Consider the following 23,936-nt stretch of genomic DNA (forward strand, 5'->3'; position numbering starts at 1 on the left):
CCCACTTCCTGACCGGCGCACTGATACCGGCACCGGTCGACGTGAAAGTCCACAAGGCCGAATGGCCACGCCCGTCGGAGGTGTTGGCGTACTTGTACAGCACACCGACGTCCGACTTGCCGTCACCGTTGAAATCACCCGCCACCAGCGCGGAATTGTCCCAAGTCCACGAACCGTCGCCGGAATCCCACTTCCTGACCGGCGCACTGATACCGGCACCGGTCGACGTGAAAGTCCACAAGGCCGAATGGCCACGCCCGTCGGAGGTGTTGGCGTACTTGTAGAGGACGCCTACGTCGGCCAGGCCGTCACCGTTGAAATCACCCGCCACCGGGGCGGAACTGTCCCAGCTCCAAGAGCCGGTGCCGGAGTCCCACACTTTGACCGGTGCTTTGAATCCGGAACCGGTGGAAGTGAAGGTCCACAGTGCGGTGTGGCCGCGTCCGTCGGAGGTGTCGGGATATTTGTAGAGGACGCCTACGTCGGCCAGACCGTCACCGTTGAAATCGCCGGACACGGTCTTGCTGCGGTTCCAGTCCCAGGAATCAGTGCCGGAGTCCCATGACTTCGCCGGCCCGTTGAAGCCGCTGCCGGTGGAGGTCTGCAGCCACAGGGCCGTGTGGTTGGTGCCGTCGGCGTTGGTCCCGTAGTCGTACAGGTACGCGACGTCGGACTTGCCGTCCCCGGTGTGGTCGGTGACGCGGGGGACGGCGACGGTGGAGGCCACCCAGCTGCTCAGGTCGTCGACTCGGGTGTCGACGGCGCCGGTGCGGGTTTCGGTGGGATCGTTGCCGAGGCATCCGCCCTGCCAGGAGCGGGAGTTGACGGCGACGAGTTCGGTAGTGTCATTGACGGTGCGCAGGGTGGGGCCGCCGGCGTCGCCCTTGCAGACGGTCGCACCGTCGGAGCCGTCGAGGTCCACGGTCGTGCTCGCGGTGGAGGCGACGGTGAACGTGCCGGCGTGCAGCTTGTCGGGCACCCATTCGGACTTGGTGCGTCCAAATCCCGCCTTCGTCAGCTTCTCGCCCGCCGCGGCGGGCGTCGTCGCCAGCCGCACGGGCTTGACGGCGGGATCGGTGATCCGGGTGGCGAGCCTGACCAGGACCAGGTCCCGGTCGGCGTGCGGGACGAGCCAGAGAGCCTGCTGGACGCTCCCGTTGGTCTGCGTCAGGTCGGTGCGGCCGACCGTGACGGTGGTGGGGACGGCAGGCTTGCCCGCGGAGAGCTTGCCGTCCGCGGCGAAGCAGCTGGCCGCGGTCAGGACCCACTGCGGGTCGACGAGGGTGCCGGTGCAGGCAGACTGCTCACCGACGTTGACCTTCGCGACATAGTTCAACTGCGCCGGGGCCTCGACTCCGCCCAGCGCGGAGGCCGTGGTGGTCGCGGCCGGAACGGCACCCAGTACGACGGGGGTTGCGAGCAGGGCAGCGGCTGACGCGGAGAGACGGTGACGTCTGGAGAGGTGCATGGGCGTGGATTCCTAGACACGAGGGCCGCGCGTCCGTGGACATCGGACCGCATTGCGGTGAGCATGACAATGTCGACTGCGTTTACTTGGAGGACCTGATCTCGACGAGCATGTGGTCGCGGCCCTCGGGGTCCGCCGCCTCACCTACCGGCGTCCAGGAGTTCTTGGCGATGTCGTACGACTTCTCCTCGGTACCTACGGTCATGTCGACCGCGGTCGTGTAGTCGTTGCCCTTGATCGCGTACACCGCGGGAATCTCCAGGGTCAGCCAGCCGGAGTCACCGACGACCTTGAAGCAGATCTTGTCCGCCTTGTCGCGGGCCATGACCTCCAGAAGACCGGTCCCGCCCGCACAGTCGGCGAGGGTGATGTGCCCGTCACCGCGCTTGAGGAGGATCTTCTTCTCGGCCAGGATCTTGTCCGCCAGCGGGTAGTTGAAGTCCTCCACCGCGTAACCGGGGGACTCCCCCGCGACCAGTGCGGTGGGGCTCGCCTCCTGCGACGCCCCGCCGGGAATGCCCGAGGCCGCCGTGATCCATGCCAGGGCGCCGACCCCGGCCGCGCCCAGTGCACGCAGCGCAAGCCGCCTGCGCCGCGGCTTAACGGACATTCTGCTGTATTGCTTCATTGCATCCCCAAGTTCGTCGTTGAAGGCCGGACGTTCGTCACCGGTCTCGATTTTTCGGGTGCCCAGGAATGCTTTATCGGCATCGCTCTGCCGGGTGCGTTCCAACTCCCCCGGGAAGAGATTCCCTTGCGCCCCAAAGCAAGAAGCCCCCGCCCCGGTGATCACCATCCTCTTCATCATGCAAACACGAAGCCACCCTCAGGTCGAGCGCAAAAAACCACTCATACTGTGGCAATCTCCACGCTCCACTCATGACCTCCGTCACACTTCATAAAGGTTGCACGAAGACTTGTGAAGCTCCTGTAAAGAAGCTTCTGATGATCTATCAAGGTTCTTGCTGAAACCGCGCGTTGAAGAACGTGGCTACTTAATTGACCTCCCCGCAAGGACAGTTGATATGGTCCGGAGCTACAAGTACTCCCGACCGCACACCACTTCGCGTCCGTCGGCATTCCACCTTTTGGGCACACCGGAAACCGCCCTGCCGGTGCGATCCGGCACGTCCTGTCGCCAACTCACACGAGGACAACTCTCCGATGCAGACAATCTTCTGGAGCCGTCGACGCGTGCTCGGCGCGCTCGCCGCCTCCGCCGCCGTGGCCTCCGCACCCTTGACGCTCCTCCCCACGGCCGCCGCCGCTGCAGACGGCGCGGCATCCGAACCGGTGCCGCTGCCGGACACCGAGCGCGCCAAGGTCGTCAGGGCGTGGCTGACCGGTGGCAAGGGCGTCAAGGCCGCTGCCGCCGCGGCCCTTTACGGGTCGGACGCCGACATCCAGACCTTCCTCGCCGAGACGCTGCCGAGGCAGACCGTGGAGGACAACCGCGTCGCGATCGTCCGCAGCCTGGACCGTGCCGGCAAGGGCCTGCGAAGAGAGGCCGTCGCTGCTCTCGAAAGCGGAGACGCCGCGATCGCCGAGTTCCTGAAGAACGGCTTCAAACCGGCCATCCTCGAAGATCTCCGGGTCGCCACCACCACTGTGTCGACCACCGGCGACAGGGCGGTGGTGCGCAGCGCCAACACCGCTCTCGACGCCGCCACCGCACCGGCTCTCACCTCCTTCCTCACCGACAAGCAGTACGACGCGCGCCTGGAGGACACCCGGGTCCAGGTCAGCGCCATGCTGGTGAACGGTGGCCCGGAAGTGCAGAAGTACGCGAGCCGTGCGCTCGAGGGGACCGCGGCCGACGTGGAGTGGTTCATGGAGACCGGGCAGCACATCGCGCGCGCCCGTGACCAGGAGTCGGCGACCATCGAGGAGCTGGTGGCCCTCGTCGAGCGCGAGGGCAAGCGCGCTCAGAAGGAGACCAACCTGGCCGTGGAGGCCTCGGCACGCGCCGAGACCGCCGCCGGGAAGGCCAAGGAGGCCGCCCAGAAGGCCGCCGCCGAGGCGTCCGCGGCCCAGAACGACGTGCAGAAGTCGGCGGCAGCGGCCCGGAAGGCTGCGAACGCGGCGAAGGGCGCGGCGGACGCCGCACGCAACGCCATCAACGCCTCCAATGCGGCAGTGAACGCATCCCGCCGTGCCTCCTGGGCGGCCACCGGTGCCGCTCAGGCCGCCTCGAACGCGGGCAGCGCCGCGTCCCGTGCCTACCGGGCTGCGATAGCCGCCTCCAAGGACGCGAGCAAGACGCAGGAGGCCAAGGACGCCGCGGTCGCCGCCAAGAACGCCGCGGCCAAGGCCCGTAGTGCCGCCGCAGCTGCCAACAAGGCCGCCCTCGCCGGCGATGCGGCCGCGTCCGCCGGCACGGCCGCCGCGTCCGCCGCACGCAATTCGGCCGCCGCCGCCACGGCCGCCGCCCAGGCCGCCGCCTCCGCGGGTGTCGCCCAGGCGGAGGCCGCCGAAGCCAAGCGCCAGGCCGCCATCGCCACCAGCGCAGCCAACCGTGCCACCAACGCTGCCTCCGCCGCCCAGGCGCTGGCCAGCGCCGCCGCCGCCGCGGCCCGCACCGCCCGCGACGCCGCCAATTCCGCCGCCGCCCACGCCGACAAGGCGGCAGCCGCCGCCGAGGAGGCCGTGAAGTACGCGGGCCAGGCCATTGACTACGCCAACAAGTCGACCGCGCACGCCGACGAGGCCGTGAAGGCCGCCAACGTCGCCACCAAGGCCGTCGCCGACGCCATCGAGGTGGAGAAGAACGCCCGCGCCGCCGAGGCCCAGACGCTGGAGCAGGACAAGCAGAAGGCGATCGAGGAGGCGCAGCTGCTCGCCTCCGCCGAGGCGAGCGATCTGTCCGACGTCCGCGACAAGCGCCTTCTCGCGGAGCGCACCGCCCAGGAGATCAAGGACCTCACCACCCGAGCTGAACAGGCCCTGTACTCCGGCGACATGGCACTCGCCGCGACCCTGGGGCGCAAGGCCGCGATCGGCCTGATCGAGTCCCGGGGCGCTTGGACCCGGCAGGCCGCCCAGCACGCCCTGGCAGGCTCCGACGACGACGTCTTCGCCTGGATCGACCTCGATCGGGCCCTCGCCCAGGGCCAGGACGACCGCGAGACCACCCTCCATGTGGCGACGATCGCCGCGCCGAAGATTGCCGAGGCGGCCCAGCTCGCCCTGGAGAGTTCCAGCTCCAAGGCCATCGGTGACTTCCTCACCATCGGCATCAAGAAAGCCTCCGACGAGGAGCTGCGCGTCGCGATCGGCAAGATCCTCAACGATGGCGCGGGCAGGGCCGTCACCAACGCCGCCAACAAGGCACTCGACGAGAACACCACCGAATCCCTCAACTACTTCTTCGACCACGACTACCCGCTGGCACAGGAGGAGGACGACCGGGTCCTCGCCGGAAAGCTCATCGCCACCGGTGGCCCGTTCACCAAGGCCTACGCCGAGGTCGCCCTCGAGGGCCCGGCGTGGATGCTCCGCAACTTCATCCTCGTGGTCCAGTTCCGGACGGCCCAGCTCGACCACGACACCGCCACCCATGTCGCCGCGATCCGCGGTGCCATCGCCGCCGCCGCGAAGATCGCTCAGAAGGCGCAGGAGAACGCCGCGCGGGCCACCCAGGCCGCCTATCTGGCCCGCAACAACGCCGCCAAGGCTCAGGAGTGGGCGGACAAGGCGATCGCCTCCTCCAAGGCGGCCGACAACTACGCGGACGAGGCGAACCGGAACGCGGACGCCGCCGACAAGTCGGCCGCCGACGCCCAGGCTTCCGCCAACACGGCGAAGGCGGCCGCCGCGACCGCCCGCGGCGCGGCCCGCTCGGCCAACTACTCGGCCAACAAGGCGATCGACTCCGCGCGCGCCGCCCTCAAGTCCTCCGCCGCCGCACAGAGTTCGGCCAACGCCGCCCGTGCCTCCATGCTTGAGGCGCAGGCGGACGCGAAGCAGGCCGCCGCCGCGTACTCCGCGGCCAAGCGGATCGCGGCCGAGAAGCACCGGGCCGAAGTGGCCGCCAAGGCCAGGGAAGCCGCAGAGAAGGCCAAGGCGGACCGTGAGGCCAAGCGTGATCCCGCCGCCAACGACCGGAACAACCAGGTCAACCCCAACGGCACCAATGACCCCGCCGACTCCGACGAGTGGTGGAACGACGCCCAGTTCTACGCGGACGCCGCCAACGTGGTCAGCGTCGGCGCCGGCCTCTTGGCCGCCGGCTGCACTCTCGCAGGATTCGTCTTCCCGCCGGCCTTCGCCGCAGCCGGCTTCTTCGCAGGTGTCTCCGTGGGCGCGAGCGCCATCGGCACTGTCTTCACCGGCATCGAGCACGGCTTCACGAGTAGCGATTTCTGGTGGTCCGCGGCAGGCACCGGCCTGAGCCTGGTCACCTACGGCCAGAGCAAGTGGCTGGGTGCGCTGAAGCCCGCCAGCACTGCCGTGAAGCCCGTCGTGGGCAAGATCGCGGACGTTGTCGAGGACGGGGTCTCCTCCATCACCAAGGATCTCTTCGAATTGGTCGGCTGACGAGTGAGTCCCGCTCGTACGGCTCTGACGCGGTAGAGCGCAGGCCACCCACCACTGCCCCGGGGGGCACTTCATGTCCGGTGCCCCCCTTCCTCCATGCCACCAGGACAAAGCAACAAGGAAGAGAGAACCGACAAACATGCACGAGAGACGCCCTCGAGGCGCATCCCGAATACGGGCGCGGTCGACCGTACTTGCCGTGCTTACCGCGGTGACGCTGGGACTCACCACGGCGGGTACGGCCACGGCACAGCAGACCGCGGACGAGAAGCCGCGACACGCGGGGACGGTCGACCGGACGAACCAGACCGACACTCCGGCCCCCCTTACCGCCACCAGCGCCTTCCCCAAGCAGTCAGGGGAACACTGTGAGGCCACGAAGGCGGGGACGAAGGAGCGCCGGGCGGGCGCCGTCGAGGCGTGTGTGAGCACCAGTCCCGTCCCGGCCGCGCGAACCAAGGCGAAACCGCAGAGCCTCGCCGCCACTTCGGCTGCCGTCGGCAGCTGCTCCCTCACCAGCCCCGGCAACTACTCCTACGAGCGCTTCAGTTACTGCGTGACCGGGGTGAACGTCCTCTACGTCCTGCGCGACAGCAAGGGCGCGGAGCTCGGGCGCGGCACCCTGGAGATCTCAACCAGCGCGTCACTGCCGGCGGCGGGTACGGCGTGGAGCGAGCACGTCACCGTGACGATGACCTCTGCGAGCGGCGAAGTCACCGCCCTCGACGCCAAGTTCCGCGCCTCCTGCGGAACCGGCTGCAGGGCGACGGTGACCGCACCCTGGTACGAAAGCGGGCTGGTCCTGGGGAAGACCCTCGCCGGCGACGTCAAGTACTCCTCGGCCCCCGCGGTGGGCTCCGTCGCGGAGTTCCTCACCTCGTACAAGTTGTACGTGACCTCCCCGGGCGCCACGCCCCTCGACCCGAACGCCTCCTGGGACAACCCGCGTAAGATCCGCTGCGACAACGCGGTCGGGGGCACCTCTTCGGCCGGCTGTGTCATCCCTTCGATCATGCCCGTCGTACCGATGAGCGCGACGGCCTCCGACGCCGGCGGCGCCGTGGCCGCCTACGCGTGGGCACAGAAGAACCTCAACGGCGCCTGGGGGAAGAAGGGCAGCCCCCTGACCCGGTCGACGAGCGGCGTGGCCGACCGTACCGCCAGTACATGCGGCGGCTTCACGCCTGAGCCGGAGCTCGTCGACAACGACTCCTGCGGTGACTTCCCCTTCGGCGAGGCGAAGGAAGGCGGTGCCGCCGGCGCTCAGTGCGTCAAGGTGATCCCCAACCTCGGCAACGGCGAATGGGATAGCTATGTCCTGAACGACGCCCGTGCCGTGGACCCCGCCTCACCCTGCGTCCAGGCCCATGTCACGCCCGACGAGAAGCAGTTCGCCGCCGCGCAGCTCGCCGACGGATTCAAGAACCAACGGGTCATCGACGCCGACCAGTTCGAGCTGACGTTCTCGTTGCCGGACACCGGCCCGCACGCCCGCTGCCTGGACACCACGCCGAACGGTTCACTTCCCAGCGGCGCCGGGTGGATCCTGAACACCACCGAACCGGTCCCCCACGTCAACAAGACGACCACCCCGCTGGGCCGGGCCGGAGCCAGGCCGACCCGGGCTCAGGCGTGCCTGGACAGGACAGCCCCCGACGGCACCCCCGCGCAGGGAGACATACCCGGCTGGCAGGATGCGGAGATCTTCCGGAACGCGAACTCGCTCACCAACGGCCTGGCCCGGTGTCACCTGATTCCGAACGTCGCCGGCGGAAGGGGTATCCAGGTCAATCTCGTCCCCTGCTGGCAGGTGGGGATGAACACGGGCACGCCCAGCATGCGAACCTACGAGCTCGAGGCGCAGAAGGTCATCCAGAGTGACGTGTCCGCCTTCGGACCGGACGACGCGATCTTTTACCAGGTGACGCCCGTCTACAACGACGACACCAGCACGATCCCGGTGGGAGTCACGATGAACGCTAATATCGAACGGGCGGACGGGACGATCGAGGAGTTGTTTTCCAACGTCTATGTCACCAACACCCTGAAGAACACCGGGTTGTACAACCTCGGCAACTGATCACAGTCAGTTCGCGCCATCGGGAGCCAGCATGAGTTTCACCACCCCGCCGCGGCCGCTCGACGTGACCGCGCTCTTCCCTCAACTGGCCCCGCTGGCCCGCACGGCGACCCGGCTGCATCCCCGCCCCGGGTCGCCCACGCCGTACGAAAGCTCCGTCGGCGGGCCGCTCCTCTGGCCCGCCGACGAGCCGTGGCCGCACTGCGAAGAGCCACACGACAGTGACGCGACAGACGAGATGCACTCCCCGGACGAAATCCGGCTTCTGCGTCGCATCCGAACGGCAGCGACTGAGCGCCGACTTCGCGACCCTCAGGCCCCCGCGGTCACGCCCGAGGAACAGGAGATCGAGCAGCGGCTCAGCACGGGCCACCCGTGGTTCGACGGTCCGATTCCCATGATTCCCGTTGCCCAGCTCTACGCCCGTGACGTGCCCCTCCCGGGCAGCCCTCCCGGAGCCGATGTGCTCCAGATCCTGTGGTGCCCCTGCGACCACTCGGAGTTCGCACACCCCCGAACCGCCCTCCGCTGGCGTTCGTCCGCCTCCGTCACCGACGTCCTCGACGCCCCGCCCGAGCCGCCCGTGATCCAGTTCGACTGGTACCTCCCGATGCCGTGCCTGCTGGCACCCGAGCAGGTCACCGAGTACCCCAGCCCCATGGAGCTGAGCAAGGAACTGCAGCAGCAGTTGGGCGACGAGAGTCGGTGGGAGGCAGCCGGATACGCGTGGGACGCCACCGGCGCGGAAACCCCGCAGGAGTTCTACTTCCGCAACCTGTGCCACACCCCCGGGTGGAAGACCGGCGGCTGGACCCGCTGGGGTCTCACCGACCCCATGCCGCGCCCCTGCCCCGAATGCGGCACCGAGACGATCCCGCTCGTCACCGTCGCGAGCAGGGAATGGGACCCCGGCAGCAAGAGCTGGATGCCCGAGGAGGAACAGACGAACCCGACTCCGCTCCCCATGGGCACCCGGCCCGCGAACGTCACTCTGCTCAACATCGCCGACGCCTACGATCTGCAACTCCACGTCTGCCCGGTGTCCCCCGACCATCCGCACATCGAACTCGTTCAGTGAGCAGGCCCGATGCCCAGGCACCGGGTCGGCGGCCTCATGCCCTCCGGGCTTCGAGTTCAGCGAGTTCGTCCTCGGTGTGTGGCTCTCAAAAGCCCACCTGCGCCCGGAGGCCCCGAACACCTCGCTGCTCGCGGGCTTGAACCCGGTCACACGCTCTCGCACGCCCGCCCACCTCCGAACGGTCATATGCAGGTTGGCTGCGCCGAGTGGCACGTCCACCCCGCGTCAGACAGCGGACCATGACCCGATCTCGCCCAACGGATCATGGTCTCTTCGAGCTCGGCGTGCTGAGACCTCCCGGGCTGCTCGCGACCGGCCTCGCGGCACCGCGTTCGGGCGCGGCCGTTGTTCCCGGTCGTCCATCGGGACCACGACGATCGCCGGCCAGCAGGGCATCCAACAGCCACGTCCCGAACTGTCCACGGGCAAGCAGCTCAAGGTGACCGATCGCCAGATCGTCGGCGGCGCCTCAGCAAGGCGGTCACGGTGCCGGCCCCCCATGTGCCGCGAACCCGATCCGTTCGACCTGACTGCCCAGCTCAGGGCAAACGCGTCCTCAGGACGGTACGGATTCCCGGTGAACCTTCCCAGAGCGGAACCTGTCCGTCAGACAACGGCCGCTTCCGCGCAACCTTCCGGTCTTCTGACGTGTCCACACAGTGTGCTGACGATACATAGAACCTGGCGAACAGCGGCGGCCGCCGCTGTCGCGACTGCCGCCCTGGCGGTCGCAACCCCGGCCGCGCACGCCGCCGGAACGACGCTTCTCCTCGACGCCCAGGAGAACTACTACCTCCCCACCGAGGACGAGGGCCCGAACCTGGACCTGGGCATCACCGCCTCGGGCGGGGACGCCCATGACGTCTCGGTCGCGGTCGACGCGTCGTCCCTCGCCGGAAAAGCGACGATGGTGGTCACGGGGGACTGCGTGAGCACCGGCACCCTCAAGGTGAGATGTGACGTGGGCCCGTTGTCGGGCAAGGAGTCGATCGACCCGTTCTTCCTGAAGCCCACCGCGGCCGCCAAGGCAGGCGACACAGGTGCCATCACCTACACCGCCACCGCCTCCGACGCGCCCGCCGTGACCGGGAAGACGGCGGTCCTGGTCGGCGGGCCGAAGCTCGTCAGCCGCCCCTACCCGGCGCTCAAAGACATCGCGCCCGGCGCCGTCTTCGAGCGCACCCCGGCCTTCGCCAACACCGGCACAGCCCCCGCCGACAAGGGCGTCATGCTGTGGGTGCAGGACTCCGAAGGCGTCTCTCTCGCCCACGACCACTCCAACTGCCACTACTCGGACCGGCCCAGCGTCGGCGCCTGGTGCCGGTTCGACACCCCGGTCGCGCCCGGCGCGGCCTACGAGACCGACGCGCCGCTGCGCTACACCGCTGCCGCGGACACGATGTACGGCTACAACACCTACCTCGCGTGGCCGGTCGGCGGCACCGTGCCCGACTCCTTCGACCCCTCCGACTTCCCCGAGACGGGCACCGGCGCGCCGCTCGGCCTGAAGTCCGTCGCCTCCGGCTCCGGCTTCACCGGCTCCGGCTACGGCACCTTCGCCACCACCCAGCACGCCGACTACCAGGCGCTCGGCGACACGGTCGAGGGCAAGGTCGGCGACACGGTGAGCATCACCGTGGGCGTGCGGAACAACGGGCCGGGCCGGATGGGCTATCGGTGGTCGGACGCCGACAACTCCGGCACCTTCGTGGTGACCCCGCCCGCGGGCACGACCATCACCGGCGCCCCTGGCCCCGGTGAGCAGGGCGACCCCGGGCCGCTGTGGAACTGCACACCGCAGAAGGCCGGAGCGAAGAGTTACACCTGCGACATCGGCAGTACCGACTTCAAGCCGGGCGACTTGGTGACCCAGGAGTTCACGGTACGGATCGACCGGGTCGTCCCTGGCACGCAGGGCAGCGTGAAGGCGGTGGAGAACCGCGACTACCCCAACCGTGACGACGACGCGGCGAACGACATCGCGGTGATCGCGGTGAAGGCCACCGGCTCGGTGACGTCCAACCCGTCGCCCAGCACCTCCGCTTCTCCCCCGCACACGGCCACCGCGAGCCCGTCCGGCGCCGGGACGGGAACCGGCACCGTGACGACGGCCGGCAGCGGGCTCGCCGCCACGGGCACGGACGGAGTCCTGCTGCGGGCGGGCACCGCCGTCCTGTTGGTGGCGGGCGGCGCGCTGGTGTTCCTGACGGCGCGGAGGTCGCGGCTGCAGGGCGGCCGCTGACGCCGCCGCACGGGCGTGGCAAGGCGTCAACGGCCGATGAGGGCGGTGGGCGGCCACGCCCACCGCCCGATCTCATGGCCACCGACAAGTCCACGTCTGACTACGAGTTCGCCTCCTGAACCCACGACACCCTCCGGATCGGCCTGCCGGCCTCGTCGACCCGCTACCTCCGGGGCACGACCGGCGGGTCCACGGTGGCCACCATCGGCTACACCAGCCTGGGCAAGCAGACCGGCACCCGGATCACACTGTCGACGTCTGCGACGACCCTGGACTTGAGGGCTCCATGATCCCGCTGTGCCCGCGCGCGCCGAGAGCTCGACCACTTCGGCGAGGTGAGCAGGCGACCTCCGCAACTCGGACCGCAGGTGGGTCCCGTCCACGACGGCGGGTCTCCCGGCGGCGCAGTCTCCGCCCACCGACACGCGCTGCCGACTCAGCCCACCTGCCGGTCGTGATCAGGGGTGCGAGTGCCGACAGACGGACGTGCGGTTTTGCGACGACGAACGCACGATCGTGCACGAGAACGTCGCCCGCTACCTGCGGGGTGACGCCAACAGCGCCGACGGTGGCAACGGTGGCGAGCCGGTCGTCGATGTCGCGGGTGTACTCCGGCCGCCCATCTTGTACAGGCCCGTCGGGTCGAGGTAGGCGCCGCTGTAGCGGAAGGGCTGGGCCGCCGCTTCGGTGGTGGTGCCGCGAGGCAAGCCGGGGGCCGTAGGTGTGGGTGCGCTTGCCCGTGTCGTCGACCAGGCCCACCCTCCCCCACGGGTTCGCCGTCGAAGATACGGGCGTACAGGTCCAGCACCTGGCGGGGACCGGTACGGCCAGGGCTTGATCGCGTCGGCCTTCAGCCGGCGGCGCACGCTGGAGGCCGACGCGACCTGGGTCGCCGAGCCGTCGAAGCGCAGCCAAGGCGGCACGGTGCGCCCCGGCCACACCCTCAGGACTGAGCTTCCCAGCGGGCCGTATCGGGCCTGGAGCGGGTCTGACGTCGATCCTGCGCAGGTCGCCGACGGGGGCAGTGCTGGACGATCGGCGCGAGGGGTCGGCGGCCTGCCGGGTCCTGAGTCGTTCTCCCGGCCCCCGGTGCCCTCAACCCGAGGTCACGCGCGGGCCAGGGAGGCACGCGGCCGACGGTCAGCTTCGGCGCCCGGTCCGGCTCCGCTCCGCGTCAGTGGGCTGCCGGCCGGCTTCGTCGACGACGGCGTGCTCCAGCTCGGCGCTGCTGGACAGCAGGGTCCCGGCCTTTCCGTACGAGGCGTCCTTGGTCAGGTAGCTGCGGGAGCCCAGGAAGGCGAAGCTCTTCGCATCGAAGACCCACTCGGTGCGGATGCCGTAGCGCGTGTCGTCCCGGGCGATGCCGAGACCCTTGCGGCCGATCGCGTCGCGGGCCCCCGGGGCCGGGGTGACACCGGGGATCTTCGCGGCGGCCCGGTAGAGGGCGGCGGCCGTACGGGGCGGCATCACCCCGTCGAGCATGGAGCCGATCTGCTCGAACACCGCCTGGTCGCGTTCCCGTCCATCGGCATGAGGGGTCTTGGTGTACAGGTAGGCCAAAAGCTTGTCGGGGTCGGTGGGCAGCGAGCCGAGCCAGCGGTAGGTGGGCCGGCTGATGCCGGCCGGTGTGCCGTTGGTGTCACCGAGGTCGGCGTTGATGGGCATCGTCTCACCGTCCTGACGGATCAGGCCCTGCTTGCGCAGAGGCCCCGGCTCCTGCGCGATCCACTGCTCACGATCCACCAACGGGCCGAGCACAGCCTTCCCACTGGTCAGGTCGGCCCCGCGGGTCTTCTCCCTGGTGTACACGAACTGGTCGTCGCGCACCGTGAGATCGGCGTGCGTCTCCGTGGCGGCGGAGATCCGGTCCAGCAGCGCGGCGGCTGGCTGCATGTCCGTGGCCGCGCGGTGCGACGCGGTGCCGGCGGGCGCCGCGTCACCGCCGCTCAGCGCGATCCCCGCGGTGACCGCGCAGGCCAGGGCCAGAGCGGTGGCGGGCGCCAGGACCGCGGGGCGCAGCAGTCGGCGGGCCGACCGTGCAGGGGCGATCTGGTCGTGGTCGATGTGGCGCATCAGAAGGTCCTTGTGACGAAGGTGCTGCTCGAGCGGGAGGTCCCAGTCGGCCGGGGCCGGCAGCAGGCGGGCGATCTCCTCGCGGTCGCCGTGCGACTCCGGGGAAGCGCCGGTGGTGTGGTCGTTCATGTGAGCTCCTCCCGTACGGGCAGGGCCGCGATCGCGGCCGCACTTGTCATCTCTCCGCGAGCGGTGGGTTGTTCCAGGTCTTCTTCCGCCAGGTGCGCGAGTTTCTTGCGGGCACGCGAAAGGCGGGAGCGTACGGTTCCGACGGCGATGCCCAGCGCTTCGGCCGTCTGCTGGTTGTCCAGACCGGCCCACACACACAGGGCCAGTACCTCCCGCTCCTGACGCCGCAGCCGTCCCAGCGCGGCCTGCACGGCACGCAGGTACCGTGCGTCATCGATACGCCCGATGGTCCTGGGCGCGAAGTCCTCCTCCACACGCGGCTGCGGCTGACGGGCCAGGAACAACTGCCGTCTGCGGACTCCCCGGCGAGCGTTGTCCGCCTTGTGGGTGGCGATACCCAGCAGCCAGGGCAGCAGGGAACCACCGTCCTCGTGTACTCGGGCGCGGGTCCGCCACGCGGTCAGGAACGTTTCGGACATGATCTCTTCGGCCGTCGACCAGTCGCCCGTCAAGCGCAGCCCATGGTTGTAGACGGCACGGGCGAACTGCTCGTACAGCAGGGCGAACGCCTCGCGCTCCCCCTCGCGCACACGGCGGCGCACATCGTTTTCTGAGTCCCTCACGACCACTTCTCTCCGCGACACGGGAGGCGTTCCTGTGGCCTGTGTCACCCACTGCTGCGACCGCAACGCCGTCCGCGGCCCGGTACTCCCGGCCGTCACAAGGTCACCCGGATCTTTGCCCCACGCAAGATCACTGAGGGTGTGACATGACGGACTGTCATGGTGATCGGCCTTATCGATCCTTCCGCGGCGACGGCAGGGGCGCTGGTCGATGACGAGGTGATCCCCTGCACCGTCAAAGGCGAAGGGGATGGTGGCCCGAAACGCACTGCCCAAGCGCCGGCCGGCGAGCTAACGTGCGCGAGTCGGCCGCACGTCGTCGCCGCCGGCCCTACGGACCGGGGGGACCGCTGTGCGACGTTTGGCCGGGCCGGACGGAATCTGCGAGATGGTGACGCAACTGCCTCATCCCGAGCTGCGGCCCGGGGTGCGCAGTTACCGGGGTTTCCGGCTGGCGTTCGAGCGTTCCCGGCGGCGGCTCGAAGTGCCCAACGCGTCCGTGACATTGGTGCTGGGGTTCGGTGACCCACTACGGATCACCGGAGCGCATCCGGCCGGACAGACGGGGCAGGTCGTACAGCCTGGGACCTCGTACACCTCGTTGCTCTCCGGGCTGCACACCCGGGCCAGCGTCGGCGAACACGACGGACGGGCGCACGGCATCGAGGTGGTGATGGCGCCCTGGACCGCGTTCACTCTGTTCCGGACACCGATGGCCGAGCTGGCCGACTCCATGGTGGACCTCGCCGACCTGCTGGGTCAGCCGGCGTACGACCTTGCCGGGGCACTCGCCAAGACCCCCGGGTGGGCCGCCCGATTCACCCTGCTGGACGCCTTCCTCACCGCCCGCGCCCGGACCGGCCCACCCGCCTCCCATCGCCTGGTGTGGGCCTGGCGGCAACTCCTGTCCGGCGGGGCCACGGGGTCCACCGTGGCGAAGCTGGCGGGCACGGTCGGCTGGAGCGAGCGCCACCTCGAACGCCGCTTCCGGGAGCAGATCGGCCTGTCACCGAAAGCCACCGCCCGCGTCCTGCGCTTCCGGCACGCCCTGCGCCTGCTGGACGCCCGCTTCCCCCCGTCCCGGATAGCCGCCGCCTGCGGCTACTACGACCAGGCCCACCTGAACCGCGACTTCAAGGCGATGACCGGTCGCTCCCCCTCCCGCTTCATCGCCGAACGCATCCACGGCGCCGGCTTCGCCCAACTGGACCGGGAGGAGGGACAGGTCACCAGCGTCGTACTGACCGGCCACTGAGGGGTACGGCGCTCAGGACCCCACCGGTCCCAGCCGCGGCAGCACTGACCTCGTCGCCACGTCCTCGCCCAGCTTCAGCCCGTCGCTCGCGTCCCACGGGTAATGCACCCCCAGGTACACCCGGCTGTCCGCGTCCTCCTGGGCGGCCTGGCGGAAGCTGGTGAAGGTCCGCTTCTTCTGCGGCGAGGCAGGGTCCTCCGTGGCGACCTCGAAGTTCATGGTGTCGCTGCCGAAGTATCCCTTCATCACCGCCGCCCAGGCGCCGGCGAACGCCGCATGACCCGAGGCCCAGGCGGGGAAGCACGGTGTGAACGGCGAACCGTCGCGGGCCGCGGACAGCGGCTGCCACGAGGAGTCGATCCCGTTGTGGATCGCGGAGACGGGACGCCACAGGTCGATCGGCGTCAGATACTTCACATCCCACTCACCGATGGCGCTGTCCGCCATCGCCAGCGACACCAGCGCGAACAGCCGCGCGTTCTCGTACTTGCTCCTGATGTCGCGCGCCTTCGCGATGCGGATCGTGGCGTCCAGCAGCTGCCCCGGTGGCTTGAACGTGCCCTTGATGTTGTTGTTGACATCCGGCCCCAGGTCGTTGGCCCAGAACGTGGCGATCGCCGTCTGCTCGGTGGTCCGCTGCGTGGATCCCCGGCCCCCGAGCAGGCGCACCTGCTCGACCTGGTACGCGTACGCCGGACTGGCAAGCAGCGTGGCATAGTCCGCGAAGCTGCCCGGCGTGGTCGGCCGGTATTCGGACCCGGAACTCATGGTGAACGGCTTCACCAGCCCCCAGAAGGGCGTCACCGCCGTGCTGGAGTTACAGCCGGGCTCACCCGTGGGACGCCACGCCCCCGGCACGTCTTCCAGGTTGTACAGTCTCTGGTTTTCCGAACCGTCGTTGGTGCGGGCCTTGATCATGTTGTTGTAGATCGTGCCGACGATCTCGTTGTCGATGATGTCGAACTGCGTGGGCGGTGTTCCGAACCGGTCCTGGAACACCTTGCCCAGATACGCGGTCTGGTTCGGGTACAGGTGATGCAGGATGTTGTACGCCGTCCGCCCGATGATCCGCTCCTCCTCGTCGGGCCCCTGCCCCAGGTTCGGGTACTTGGGCGCCGACAGGTAGGGCTTGTACTTCATCGTGTAGAAGGTGTTCTGGTACGAGCTCTCCCCGTCGTAGATCGCCGCGTTCATCATCGCCGCCGACCGGGCCAACTGCCCCGGCGACCCCAGCGAACCATCAGCCTGCCGGAACATCTCCAGCAGCACGCCGTTCCAGTACTGCGTCGGATCACCCTCGTAGTTCGGCGCAGCGGCCGCCGCCGTCTGCGCGGGCAACGCGAGCGTGCTCCCCGCGGCCAGCAACGCCAGCCCCGCGCCCAAGGTCACCGCCTTCCGAAACGACCCGCGGTGCCCTGCCGATCTCTTACGTCTCCCCGATGTACCGAACAACCCCATGACGTCTTCCCTCCCCGGACGGCGGCGGCCGGTCGGCCGGCGGAAGCCCGCGCCCCATCGGCGCTTTCCCCGCACGGACCGGCCCCGCGCATGTCATGCTCTGACCGAACGGGGTCATCCTGGTGCGAGTGTTGTTGTGAGTCTTGGATATTTCCGCCATCGCCTGGACATGGGCGGGTTCGCCGGGAGCCTCCTCCCACGGCTGCCGGTTTTCTGCCCCGAACCCGCTGACACGGCATCACCCCACACGGCCCGGCTACGCCGCCCGGAGAACGCTTCGAGAGCGCCAGCCACGGCCCCTCCTTTGCCACCTCCCGGGGGGCGGCGCCCGCGCGGAAGCGCAGATTCGCACCGTAGGCGAGCAGGGCCTGCCGGTCGAGGACGGCCCGGACCTCGGGGTCACTGTTCTCGCTCCCGGCATGCGCCTTGGAGACCAGGCGGACCCAGCGGGCCTACATGCCAGAGCAGCGGGCCTCGATCAGCGAGGCGAAGAAGCCGTGGACAGTCGGCAGACCGTCTCCGGTCAGGCGGTTGAACGTGGGCTGGGAGCATTGGTCGACGTACCGGCGCAGTGCGGCGCGGTACATCTTGTTTGCCGCCGAGGGTGGCGTAGAGGCCGGCCGGGGCGGAGGCCCCGCCGACGCGCAGCCGGCCGAGCGCGCCCCGGCCCCGGCTGCGTTCGCGCCGCCCATTCCGCCCACCCCTCGCCCTCTCCATGATCAAAGGCTGGCGCGGCCGGATTCGGAGAAGACGTTTGTTCCGGCGCGATCGGTGCACACGATGATCTGACACAGCCTTTATATGACGAAGCGGAGGGGCATCATGGGCATCATCGCGTGGATCTTCATCGGCCTGCTCGCCGGCGCCATCGCCAAGGCGCTGATGCCGGGCAAGGACCCCGGCGGCATCATCATCACCATGCTCATCGGGATCGTCGGCGGTCTGCTCGGCGGCTGGCTCGGCAAGGTCATCTTCGGCGTCGACTCCATCGACGGGTTCTTCGAACTCTCCACCTGGATCGCCGCGATCGCCGGCTCCGTCATCCTGCTCGCTCTCTACCGCCTCGTCACCGGCAACCGGCATTCGCACCGCCACGCATGACCCGCTGAAGGCATAACGCCTCGGGACACACCTGGACGGCTCCCTTCCTGTGCGCAGGACGGGAGCCGTCGGCGTGTATGGCCGGGCCACTGGGACGGAAGCAGGCGCATGTGCAGCTCGGTGGCATGATCGTGCATGGGCATGCGACCGGCGTGTCATGCGCCCGGCTGAACTCGTTTCACGGGTGAATCCCTGGACTGTGGGTGGCCGAGGTGTCCGCAGGCGCTTTGGTCAGCCGCACGGTTTCGGACGGCTTCACCGCGCTCAACGTGACCAGGCAGGCCATGCGGCAACCCAAGTGCGCGGAGCGCAGTTCAGCCTGGGCGAACTCGCCGCTGTCGCACTCCTACGAGTCGCTGCGCTCCTTCTCTTCGGCCCTCCGCCCTCCACGTCGTCCGCAACGAGCTGAAGCAGGAACTCATGCACGGCGAGCTGCGCGACCCACGCCGCGCCGCCCTGCCGATCCCGCAGCCCTCGGCGGCGTCGCCGTGCCCGCCCTGATCTTCCTCGCCGTCAACGGTTCGCAACGGGATGGCGTCAAAGCAGGTGCGATCGGGGCACCGATGAGAAATGGCGCCTGCGGTCGTCTCAGTACGGTCGGGTGAACGCGGGGCGCGCATCAAGGGAGAGCAACGAGATGAGACCACTTCGATATTCGATCAACGTCACGCTCGACGGCTGCTGCCATCACGAGGCAGGGCTCCCCCCGGACGAGGAGTCGATGCGCTACTGGACCGCTGAGATGGAGCGAGCCGATGCCCTGCTGTTCGGCCGGGTGACCTACGAGATGATGGAGTCGGCATGGCGGAAGCCGGCCACGGGCACGTGGCCGGAGTGGGTGGATGAGTGGCAGATCCCGTTCGCCGAGACCATCGACCGGGCGAAGAAGTACGTCGTGTCGAGCACGCTGAGCGGGGTCGATTGGAATGCCGACCTGGTGCGAGGCGACTTGGGGCAAGCGGTTCAGCGGCTCAAGCAGGAGTCAGGCGAGGGCCTGTGGGTGGGTGGCGTGACGCTCCCCCTGGCGTTGGCAGATCTGGGACTGATCGACGAGTACGAGTTCGTTGTTCAGCCGGTCCTTGCCGGACACGGGCCGACGTTGCTTGCCGGTCTGCGCGAGCGCATCCAGCTCGAGTTCGTGGACCGTCATCAGTTCCGGTCGGGGGCGGTAGCCCAGCGATACCGGCCCACGCGAGTTACGGCTTAACGTGATGTGTCCTGGCACGGTGGCCGCTCCCTCGCGACGGAACGACAGCTCGGGGGCAGTGGGCCGCCCCGCGCAACGCGACAACCTTGTCCTGCGACGTCGCCATGGCCGCCGTGACCTTGGACGTCATCCCACCTGCCCGAAGAGCACGTCGAGGCCGGTCGCGTTGTAACCGGGCGCCGGTGACAGCGGGCGGGAGTGGAGCTATTCGTCGAGGTACCGGTGCCTGATGTCGGCCGGTCCGTCGTCATCGGAAGCGGGGATCCGAGCGATCTCTCGGATCTGGTCGGTGAACCAGTCCAGTGCCGACTCACGGATGTCGGCGCCGTAGAAGATGTAGATGGCGGTGAGTTGAGTCTCGTCGCACTCCAGCCACCCCCTGATCGACACGTAAACGCCCATTGCGGTGCCCTCACTCTCGTCGTCAGTTCTGACGCGGCAGCCTTCGGCTCACGTCAGCTGGGTAGGCGCGCCAGTCCGGCGGCGGCCCGCTTCCACTTGACGGCGACGGTGATGTCGATACCGAGGGTGCGGGCGAGGACCGCGGCGGGCAGCTCGGTGGCGAGCTGGAACAGCGCGGTCGAGCGGGTCTCCGCGAGCCGGATGCCGGCAAGACCGGCCGTCGACTCCGCTCCGGAGTCCGACCGCGTCCGGCCCATCGCCGGGGCCCGTGAGGCGGTCGGTCTGCTGCGGCTGCACGGCATCAGCACCGGGTTCGTCACCGAACTGTCCGACGTGGCGCGCTGAGTGCTCACCGACGCCGAGGGCCGCCGCGTCGACCGGCGGGGCGACGACCTGCTCGACCCGTTCGACGTGTGGGGGGCGTGTCCGCACGCTCCCGACGACGGCTGCCACTACCGGGTGCCCGAGCGGGAGCTGATCCTCTGGCGGTCGGACGGGTGTGCACGGCCCTCCGGCCGGACCGCCGTCCGCACGGTACTGAACGGCCCGCCCCAGGGCCGCGGCCTGGCCGACGAGCGCCCCATCGGGGCTGCCTTCGCCACCGGTCCGCGGCCCCGGTGAGAGCCGTCCGCAGGTGTTACTGGGCGTAGAACGTGGCGTCCGCCCGGTCCGTGGCCGTGCTCGGTGTCTGCACGTACAGCAGGTAGTTGAAGTGGCGGACATAGCGGCCGGGTGAACCGTACGACTCGTAGGAGACGCCGGCCGAGTCGGACAGACCCGCCCGCTTGGAGAAGGTGGCGTCGGAGGCGAACTGGGCCGTGCCGTCGTTCTTCTCCAGCCGGATCTCGAAGCTCGCGTTGCTCCGCAGGTAGTAGCCGGGGAAGTTGGCCGACTCCAGCGACACGGTGCCGCTGCCGGCCAGGCCGGTGACCACGCGGAACTGCGAGTCCGCCAGCGGGCTGACGTTGGCGTCGATCCGGCCGCGGTAGTCGAAGTGGCGGATGAAGCGGTCCGCGAAGTTGTACGACGAGAAGCGCTGCGGGGTGACTCCGTCGGCGACCGGGATGCCGAAGTCGGGGGTGCCGTCGGCCTTCCAGTACACCTTCTGGACGCGGGTGCGGCGGTTGGGGTCGTTCAGCGGGTCGCCGGTGATGTCCTTGTAGCTGCGGTCGTGGTAGACGAGGACGTCGGACTTGCCGTCCTCGGAGACGGTGAAGGAGTTGTGGCCCGGGCCGTACTGTGAGGTCGCCTCGCTCGTCTTGAAGACCGGCTGCGCACCCTTGGTCCACGACGCCGGGCTGGTCAGGTCGGCCGTCGACGAGGCGGTCAGCATGCCGAGGCAGTAGTTGGCGTCGGTCGCGCTGGCCGAGTAGGTCATGAAGACCTTGCCGCCGTGCTCGATCACCGCCGGACCCTCGTTGACCTTGTAGCCGACCGTCTCCCAGGACAGCGTCGGCTGGGAGATCTCCGCCGGAGTGCCGGTGAGCGTCCAGGGGTCGGCCATCTTGGCGATGAACAGGCTGGTGTTGTTGTTCTCGGCCGGGTTGCGCTGGGCCCAGGCGAGGTAGCGGACGCCGCCCACGACGAAGGTGGTGGCGTCGAGGGAGAAGCTCTCCCACGTCGTCTTGATCTGGCCCTTCTCGGCCCAGGTCGCGGTGAGCGGGTTGGCTCCGGTGCCCTCCAGGACGTACATCCGGATCGCCCACTGGTCACTGCTGGAGCCGGCGGCGAAGTACACGTACCACTTGCCGTTGATGTAGTGGATCTCCGGTGCCCAGATGTGGTTGGCCATCACGCCGCTGGCGTGCTTGGTCCAGATCGTGGTCTCGGGGGCCGTCGACAGACCCTGGATGGTGGTCGCGCGGCGCAGCACGATGCGGTCGTATTCGGGGACGGTCGCGGTGAAGTAGTAGTAGCCGTCGGTGTGCTTGAAGATGTGCGGGTCGGCGCGCTTCTCGGCGATCGGGTTGGTGTAGGTCACGGCGGGTGAGTCGGGCACGGCCGCGTGGGCGGCGGTGCCGGGCCCGGCGAGGCAGCCCACCAGGGCGAGGAGGACGGCTGTGAGCAGCCGTACGGCGTTGCGTCTCAAGGAGTTTCTCCAGATCACGAGGGGACGGAGGGAGGTCAGGTCGTGGGGACGAGGCGCCACTGCTGGCAGTTGTTGTTCAGCCACGTCCACAGCCGTACGTCGGTCCCGTTCGTGGTGCCGCAGTTGGCGACGTCGGCGACCTTGCCGCTGTTCTCGTTCACGATCCGCACGTAGTCGCCGGTGGCCGTGTAGACCAGTCGGAACTTCTGGCAGTTGTTGTTCAGCCAGGACCACTGGGCGATGTCCGTGCCGTCGGCCGTCGCGCAGTTCGCGGTGTCCATGACCTTGCCGGTGGCGACGTTGACCAGTCGGCTGGTGTCGTTGCCGAGGTCCTCGACGCGCCACTTCTGGTTGGCACCGCCGGTACAGCTCCACTGGAAGATGTTGGTGCCGTCCGTGGTGTTGCCGCCCTCCACGTCCAGGCACTTGCCGCTGTTGCGGTTCACCAGGGTGTACGCGGTCGGGGTCGCCGCCGTCTCGCCCGAGGGGCCGGGCAGCGTGGTGCCGAGCGCGACCGGGGTGCCGAAGTTCGGCGTGCCGTCCGCGTTCCAGGTGAACTTCTGCGCCCGCGTCGTACGGCCGTTGCCGCAGCCGCCGTTCGCGGTGTCGTTGGCGTGGTAGACGATCCAGTTCTCGGTGCCGTCCGGCGAGGTGAAGAAGCCGTTGTGGCCGGGGCCGTAGACACTCGCGGCGTCGTTGCGCTGGAAGACCGGCGTGGACTTCTTCGTCCAGGAGGCGGGGTTCAGCGGGTCGGTGCCGGTCAGCTCCAGCTGGCCCAGCTTGTAGTCCGGGGTTCCGCAGAAGCTGGCGGAGAAGGTGAGGAAGGTGCGGCCGTCGTGGTACAGCGGTTCCGGGCCCTCGTTGACCGCGCCGCCCGAGGTCTCCCAGCTCGCGGTGGGGCTGGAGATGATCGTGAAGGTGTTGCTCGCCAGCGTGTACGGGTTGCTCATCGGCGCGATGACCAGGCTCTGCTTGCTGCCGTTGATGAAGCCGCTGCCGATCAGGTACAGGCTGTTGTTGGCCTTGAGGACGGTGGCGTCGATGAGCCAGCCGCCAGGGGTGAGGTTGGAGCCGGAGAGCTGGTTCTTGTACGTGTACGGGCCCATCGGGTCGGTACCGGCGCTCTCCAGGACGTGGGTGCGCTGGGAGTCGCAGCAGGCGACACCGCTCTGCCCGGCGGAGTAGTACAGGTACCAGTGGCCGTCGAGGAAGTGGAGCTCGGGCGCCCAGATGTTGGTGTTGCGGGTGGCGGTGGTGTCACTCCAGACCTGGACGCTGGCGGCGGTGGAGAGGCCGGCCAGGGTCGGCGACTTCCGCATGGTCAGCACACCGGTGAAGGACGTGGTGACCAGGTAGTAGTTGCCGTTGTAGTACTCCAGCCACGGGTCGGCTCCCTTTTGCGTCTTGACCGGGTTGGTGTACGGCCGGCCCTCGGCGGCGGTGGCCGGGGTCGTCGCCGACACCATGGCGATCAGTACGGCGAGCACACAGAGGATCAGGGATCTGTGGCGTCTGGCGGGGGGCTGCTCTGACAACTTTGGCATGCGGGGACCATCCCTGTCCGTAATTTCGAACGTTGTTCGCAAATTCGATCAGAAGATAAGCGGGGGTAATGATTCCGTCAACGGTTTCGTCACATGCACTTCACCTGCGTGACTTCATCCCGTGAGCCGGACCGACGCGGCCTGTCAGCGCTCCGAGACTGCGCCGCCGCTGCAGCTACAGCAAGCCGTCACCATCGACCTCGACGAACGCGCCGAGCATGCCGCCGAGGCGACCTGCTGTTCTCCCAGTACGCCCAACGCCTCTACGGACAGGGCCGCGAGGCATGCCTCGCCATCGGAGCCGGTCCCCACAGCCTCCAGATCCGCCCCCACCTCCACAGCGACGACAGTCGCGGCATCAGCAGCATGGTCATCTTCTGCTTCGACCTGCCCCTCGCCGTCCTCGCCCACCGCCACGCTTCCTCATCCACGACAGCCACCTCTTCGACGGCGTCGACAACGTCGCGCGCTCCGCGCGCACCACGGAGCGCGGCCCCGTGCACCCGCTCGCCGAACTGCCCGCCCTGCTCCCCGAGGCGGACGTCGTCATCCTGTCCACGCCCCTCGACGAGACCACACGTCCTGACCGATCGCCTCAACGACAGCGGACACCGAGTAGGTCCGTCAGCGGTCGCGTGCTGATCTGAGCCC

General features: G+C 68.9%; 18 protein-coding genes and 1 pseudogene. 9 read left to right on the forward strand and 10 right to left on the reverse strand.

Annotated features, from left to right (window positions below; translation table 11 throughout):
* Positions 1-1,468 (reverse strand): trypsin-like serine protease (locus tag ACZ39I_RS34260; RefSeq protein ID WP_467248814.1); only part of this gene is annotated, 1,468 nt, incomplete at its 3' end.
* A gap of 82 nt (positions 1,469-1,550) precedes the next feature.
* Positions 1,551-2,078, reverse strand: a complete 528-nt coding sequence (locus ACZ39I_RS34265; protein WP_467248815.1) for a hypothetical protein — start codon at positions 2,076-2,078, stop codon at positions 1,551-1,553.
* Between the two features lie 554 nt (positions 2,079-2,632).
* Between ACZ39I_RS34265 and ACZ39I_RS34270 the strand changes: the two genes are divergently transcribed.
* The 4 genes from ACZ39I_RS34270 (at position 2,633) to ACZ39I_RS34285 (ending at position 11,404) form a co-directional block, all read left to right on the forward strand.
* Positions 2,633-6,004, forward strand: coding sequence for an ALF repeat-containing protein (locus ACZ39I_RS34270; protein ID WP_467248816.1), 3,372 nt, complete (start codon positions 2,633-2,635; stop codon positions 6,002-6,004).
* Between the two features lie 199 nt (positions 6,005-6,203).
* Positions 6,204-8,084, forward strand: a complete 1,881-nt coding sequence (locus tag ACZ39I_RS34275; protein WP_467248817.1) for a DNA/RNA non-specific endonuclease — start codon at positions 6,204-6,206, stop codon at positions 8,082-8,084.
* 31 nt (positions 8,085-8,115) lie between these two features.
* Complete coding sequence (locus ACZ39I_RS34280; protein WP_467248818.1) at positions 8,116-9,162, forward strand: hypothetical protein; 1,047 nt, start codon at positions 8,116-8,118, stop codon at positions 9,160-9,162.
* Between the two features lie 661 nt (positions 9,163-9,823).
* Complete coding sequence (locus tag ACZ39I_RS34285) at positions 9,824-11,404, forward strand: hypothetical protein (RefSeq protein ID WP_467248819.1); 1,581 nt, start codon at positions 9,824-9,826, stop codon at positions 11,402-11,404.
* A 536-nt stretch (positions 11,405-11,940) separates the two neighbouring features.
* Here ACZ39I_RS34285 and ACZ39I_RS34290 read toward each other — a convergent pair.
* From ACZ39I_RS34290 to ACZ39I_RS34300, 3 genes are all read right to left on the reverse strand, one after another.
* Positions 11,941-12,111: a hypothetical protein gene (locus ACZ39I_RS34290; protein ID WP_467248820.1), complete on the reverse strand. Its 171-nt coding sequence runs from the start codon at positions 12,109-12,111 to the stop codon at positions 11,941-11,943.
* Positions 12,112-12,544: 433 nt separating this feature from the next.
* Positions 12,545-13,606 carry a CU044_5270 family protein gene (locus ACZ39I_RS34295; protein ID WP_467248821.1) on the reverse strand — a complete coding sequence of 354 codons (1,062 nt, stop codon included), beginning with the start codon at positions 13,604-13,606 and terminating at the stop codon, positions 12,545-12,547.
* Positions 13,603-14,208 (reverse strand): RNA polymerase sigma factor, encoded by a 606-nt coding sequence (locus ACZ39I_RS34300; RefSeq protein ID WP_352391542.1) that lies wholly within the window; start codon positions 14,206-14,208, stop codon positions 13,603-13,605. The genes ACZ39I_RS34295 and ACZ39I_RS34300 overlap by 4 nt, the downstream gene beginning before the upstream one ends.
* A gap of 409 nt (positions 14,209-14,617) precedes the next feature.
* Here ACZ39I_RS34300 and ACZ39I_RS34305 point away from each other — a divergent pair, with 409 nt between their 5' ends.
* Positions 14,618-15,484, forward strand: a complete 867-nt coding sequence (locus ACZ39I_RS34305; protein WP_467248822.1) for a helix-turn-helix domain-containing protein — start codon at positions 14,618-14,620, stop codon at positions 15,482-15,484.
* A gap of 12 nt (positions 15,485-15,496) precedes the next feature.
* Here ACZ39I_RS34305 and ACZ39I_RS34310 read toward each other — a convergent pair whose 3' ends face one another.
* Positions 15,497-16,873, reverse strand: a complete 1,377-nt coding sequence (locus ACZ39I_RS34310) for a vanadium-dependent haloperoxidase (protein WP_467248823.1) — start codon at positions 16,871-16,873, stop codon at positions 15,497-15,499.
* 891 nt (positions 16,874-17,764) lie between these two features.
* On the opposite strand from ACZ39I_RS34310, the gene ACZ39I_RS34315 reads away from it, so the two are divergent.
* Positions 17,765-18,043, forward strand: a complete 279-nt coding sequence (locus ACZ39I_RS34315; protein WP_352381772.1) for a GlsB/YeaQ/YmgE family stress response membrane protein — start codon at positions 17,765-17,767, stop codon at positions 18,041-18,043.
* Positions 18,044-18,680: 637 nt separating this feature from the next.
* Positions 18,681-19,250, forward strand: coding sequence for a dihydrofolate reductase family protein (locus ACZ39I_RS34320; protein ID WP_467248824.1), 570 nt, complete (start codon positions 18,681-18,683; stop codon positions 19,248-19,250).
* A gap of 204 nt (positions 19,251-19,454) precedes the next feature.
* On the opposite strand, the gene ACZ39I_RS34325 is transcribed toward ACZ39I_RS34320, so the two are convergent.
* On the reverse strand, positions 19,455-19,652 hold the full coding sequence (locus ACZ39I_RS34325; RefSeq protein WP_467248825.1) for a hypothetical protein: 198 nt from the start codon (positions 19,650-19,652) through the stop codon (positions 19,455-19,457).
* Positions 19,653-19,705: 53 nt separating this feature from the next.
* The gene (locus ACZ39I_RS34330) at positions 19,706-20,005 is read right to left on the reverse strand and encodes a hypothetical protein (protein WP_467248826.1); all 300 of its coding nucleotides are present in this window, start codon (positions 20,003-20,005) and stop codon (positions 19,706-19,708) included.
* Between ACZ39I_RS34330 and ACZ39I_RS34335 the strand changes: the two genes are divergently transcribed.
* The gene (locus ACZ39I_RS34335; protein WP_467248827.1) at positions 19,998-20,273 is read left to right on the forward strand and encodes a hypothetical protein; all 276 of its coding nucleotides are present in this window, start codon (positions 19,998-20,000) and stop codon (positions 20,271-20,273) included. The two genes, ACZ39I_RS34330 and ACZ39I_RS34335, sit on opposite strands and share 8 nt — an antisense overlap.
* A 16-nt stretch (positions 20,274-20,289) precedes the next feature.
* On the opposite strand, the gene ACZ39I_RS34340 is transcribed toward ACZ39I_RS34335, so the two are convergent.
* Positions 20,290-21,741 carry a family 43 glycosylhydrolase gene (locus tag ACZ39I_RS34340; RefSeq protein WP_467248828.1) on the reverse strand — a complete coding sequence of 484 codons (1,452 nt, stop codon included), beginning with the start codon at positions 21,739-21,741 and terminating at the stop codon, positions 20,290-20,292.
* A 35-nt stretch (positions 21,742-21,776) separates the two neighbouring features.
* A complete protein-coding gene (locus ACZ39I_RS34345) occupies positions 21,777-23,207 on the reverse strand; it encodes a family 43 glycosylhydrolase (protein WP_467248980.1) in 1,431 nt (476 codons plus the stop codon).
* Positions 23,208-23,737: 530 nt separating this feature from the next.
* On the opposite strand from ACZ39I_RS34345, the pseudogene ACZ39I_RS34350 reads away from it, so the two are divergent.
* Positions 23,738-23,866 (forward strand): annotated as a pseudogene (locus tag ACZ39I_RS34350) (dihydrofolate reductase); the annotation flags it as partial.
* Positions 23,867-23,936: the final 70 nt, after the last annotated feature.

The sequence above is a fragment of the Streptomyces sp. NPDC024687 genome (genome assembly GCF_055559055.1).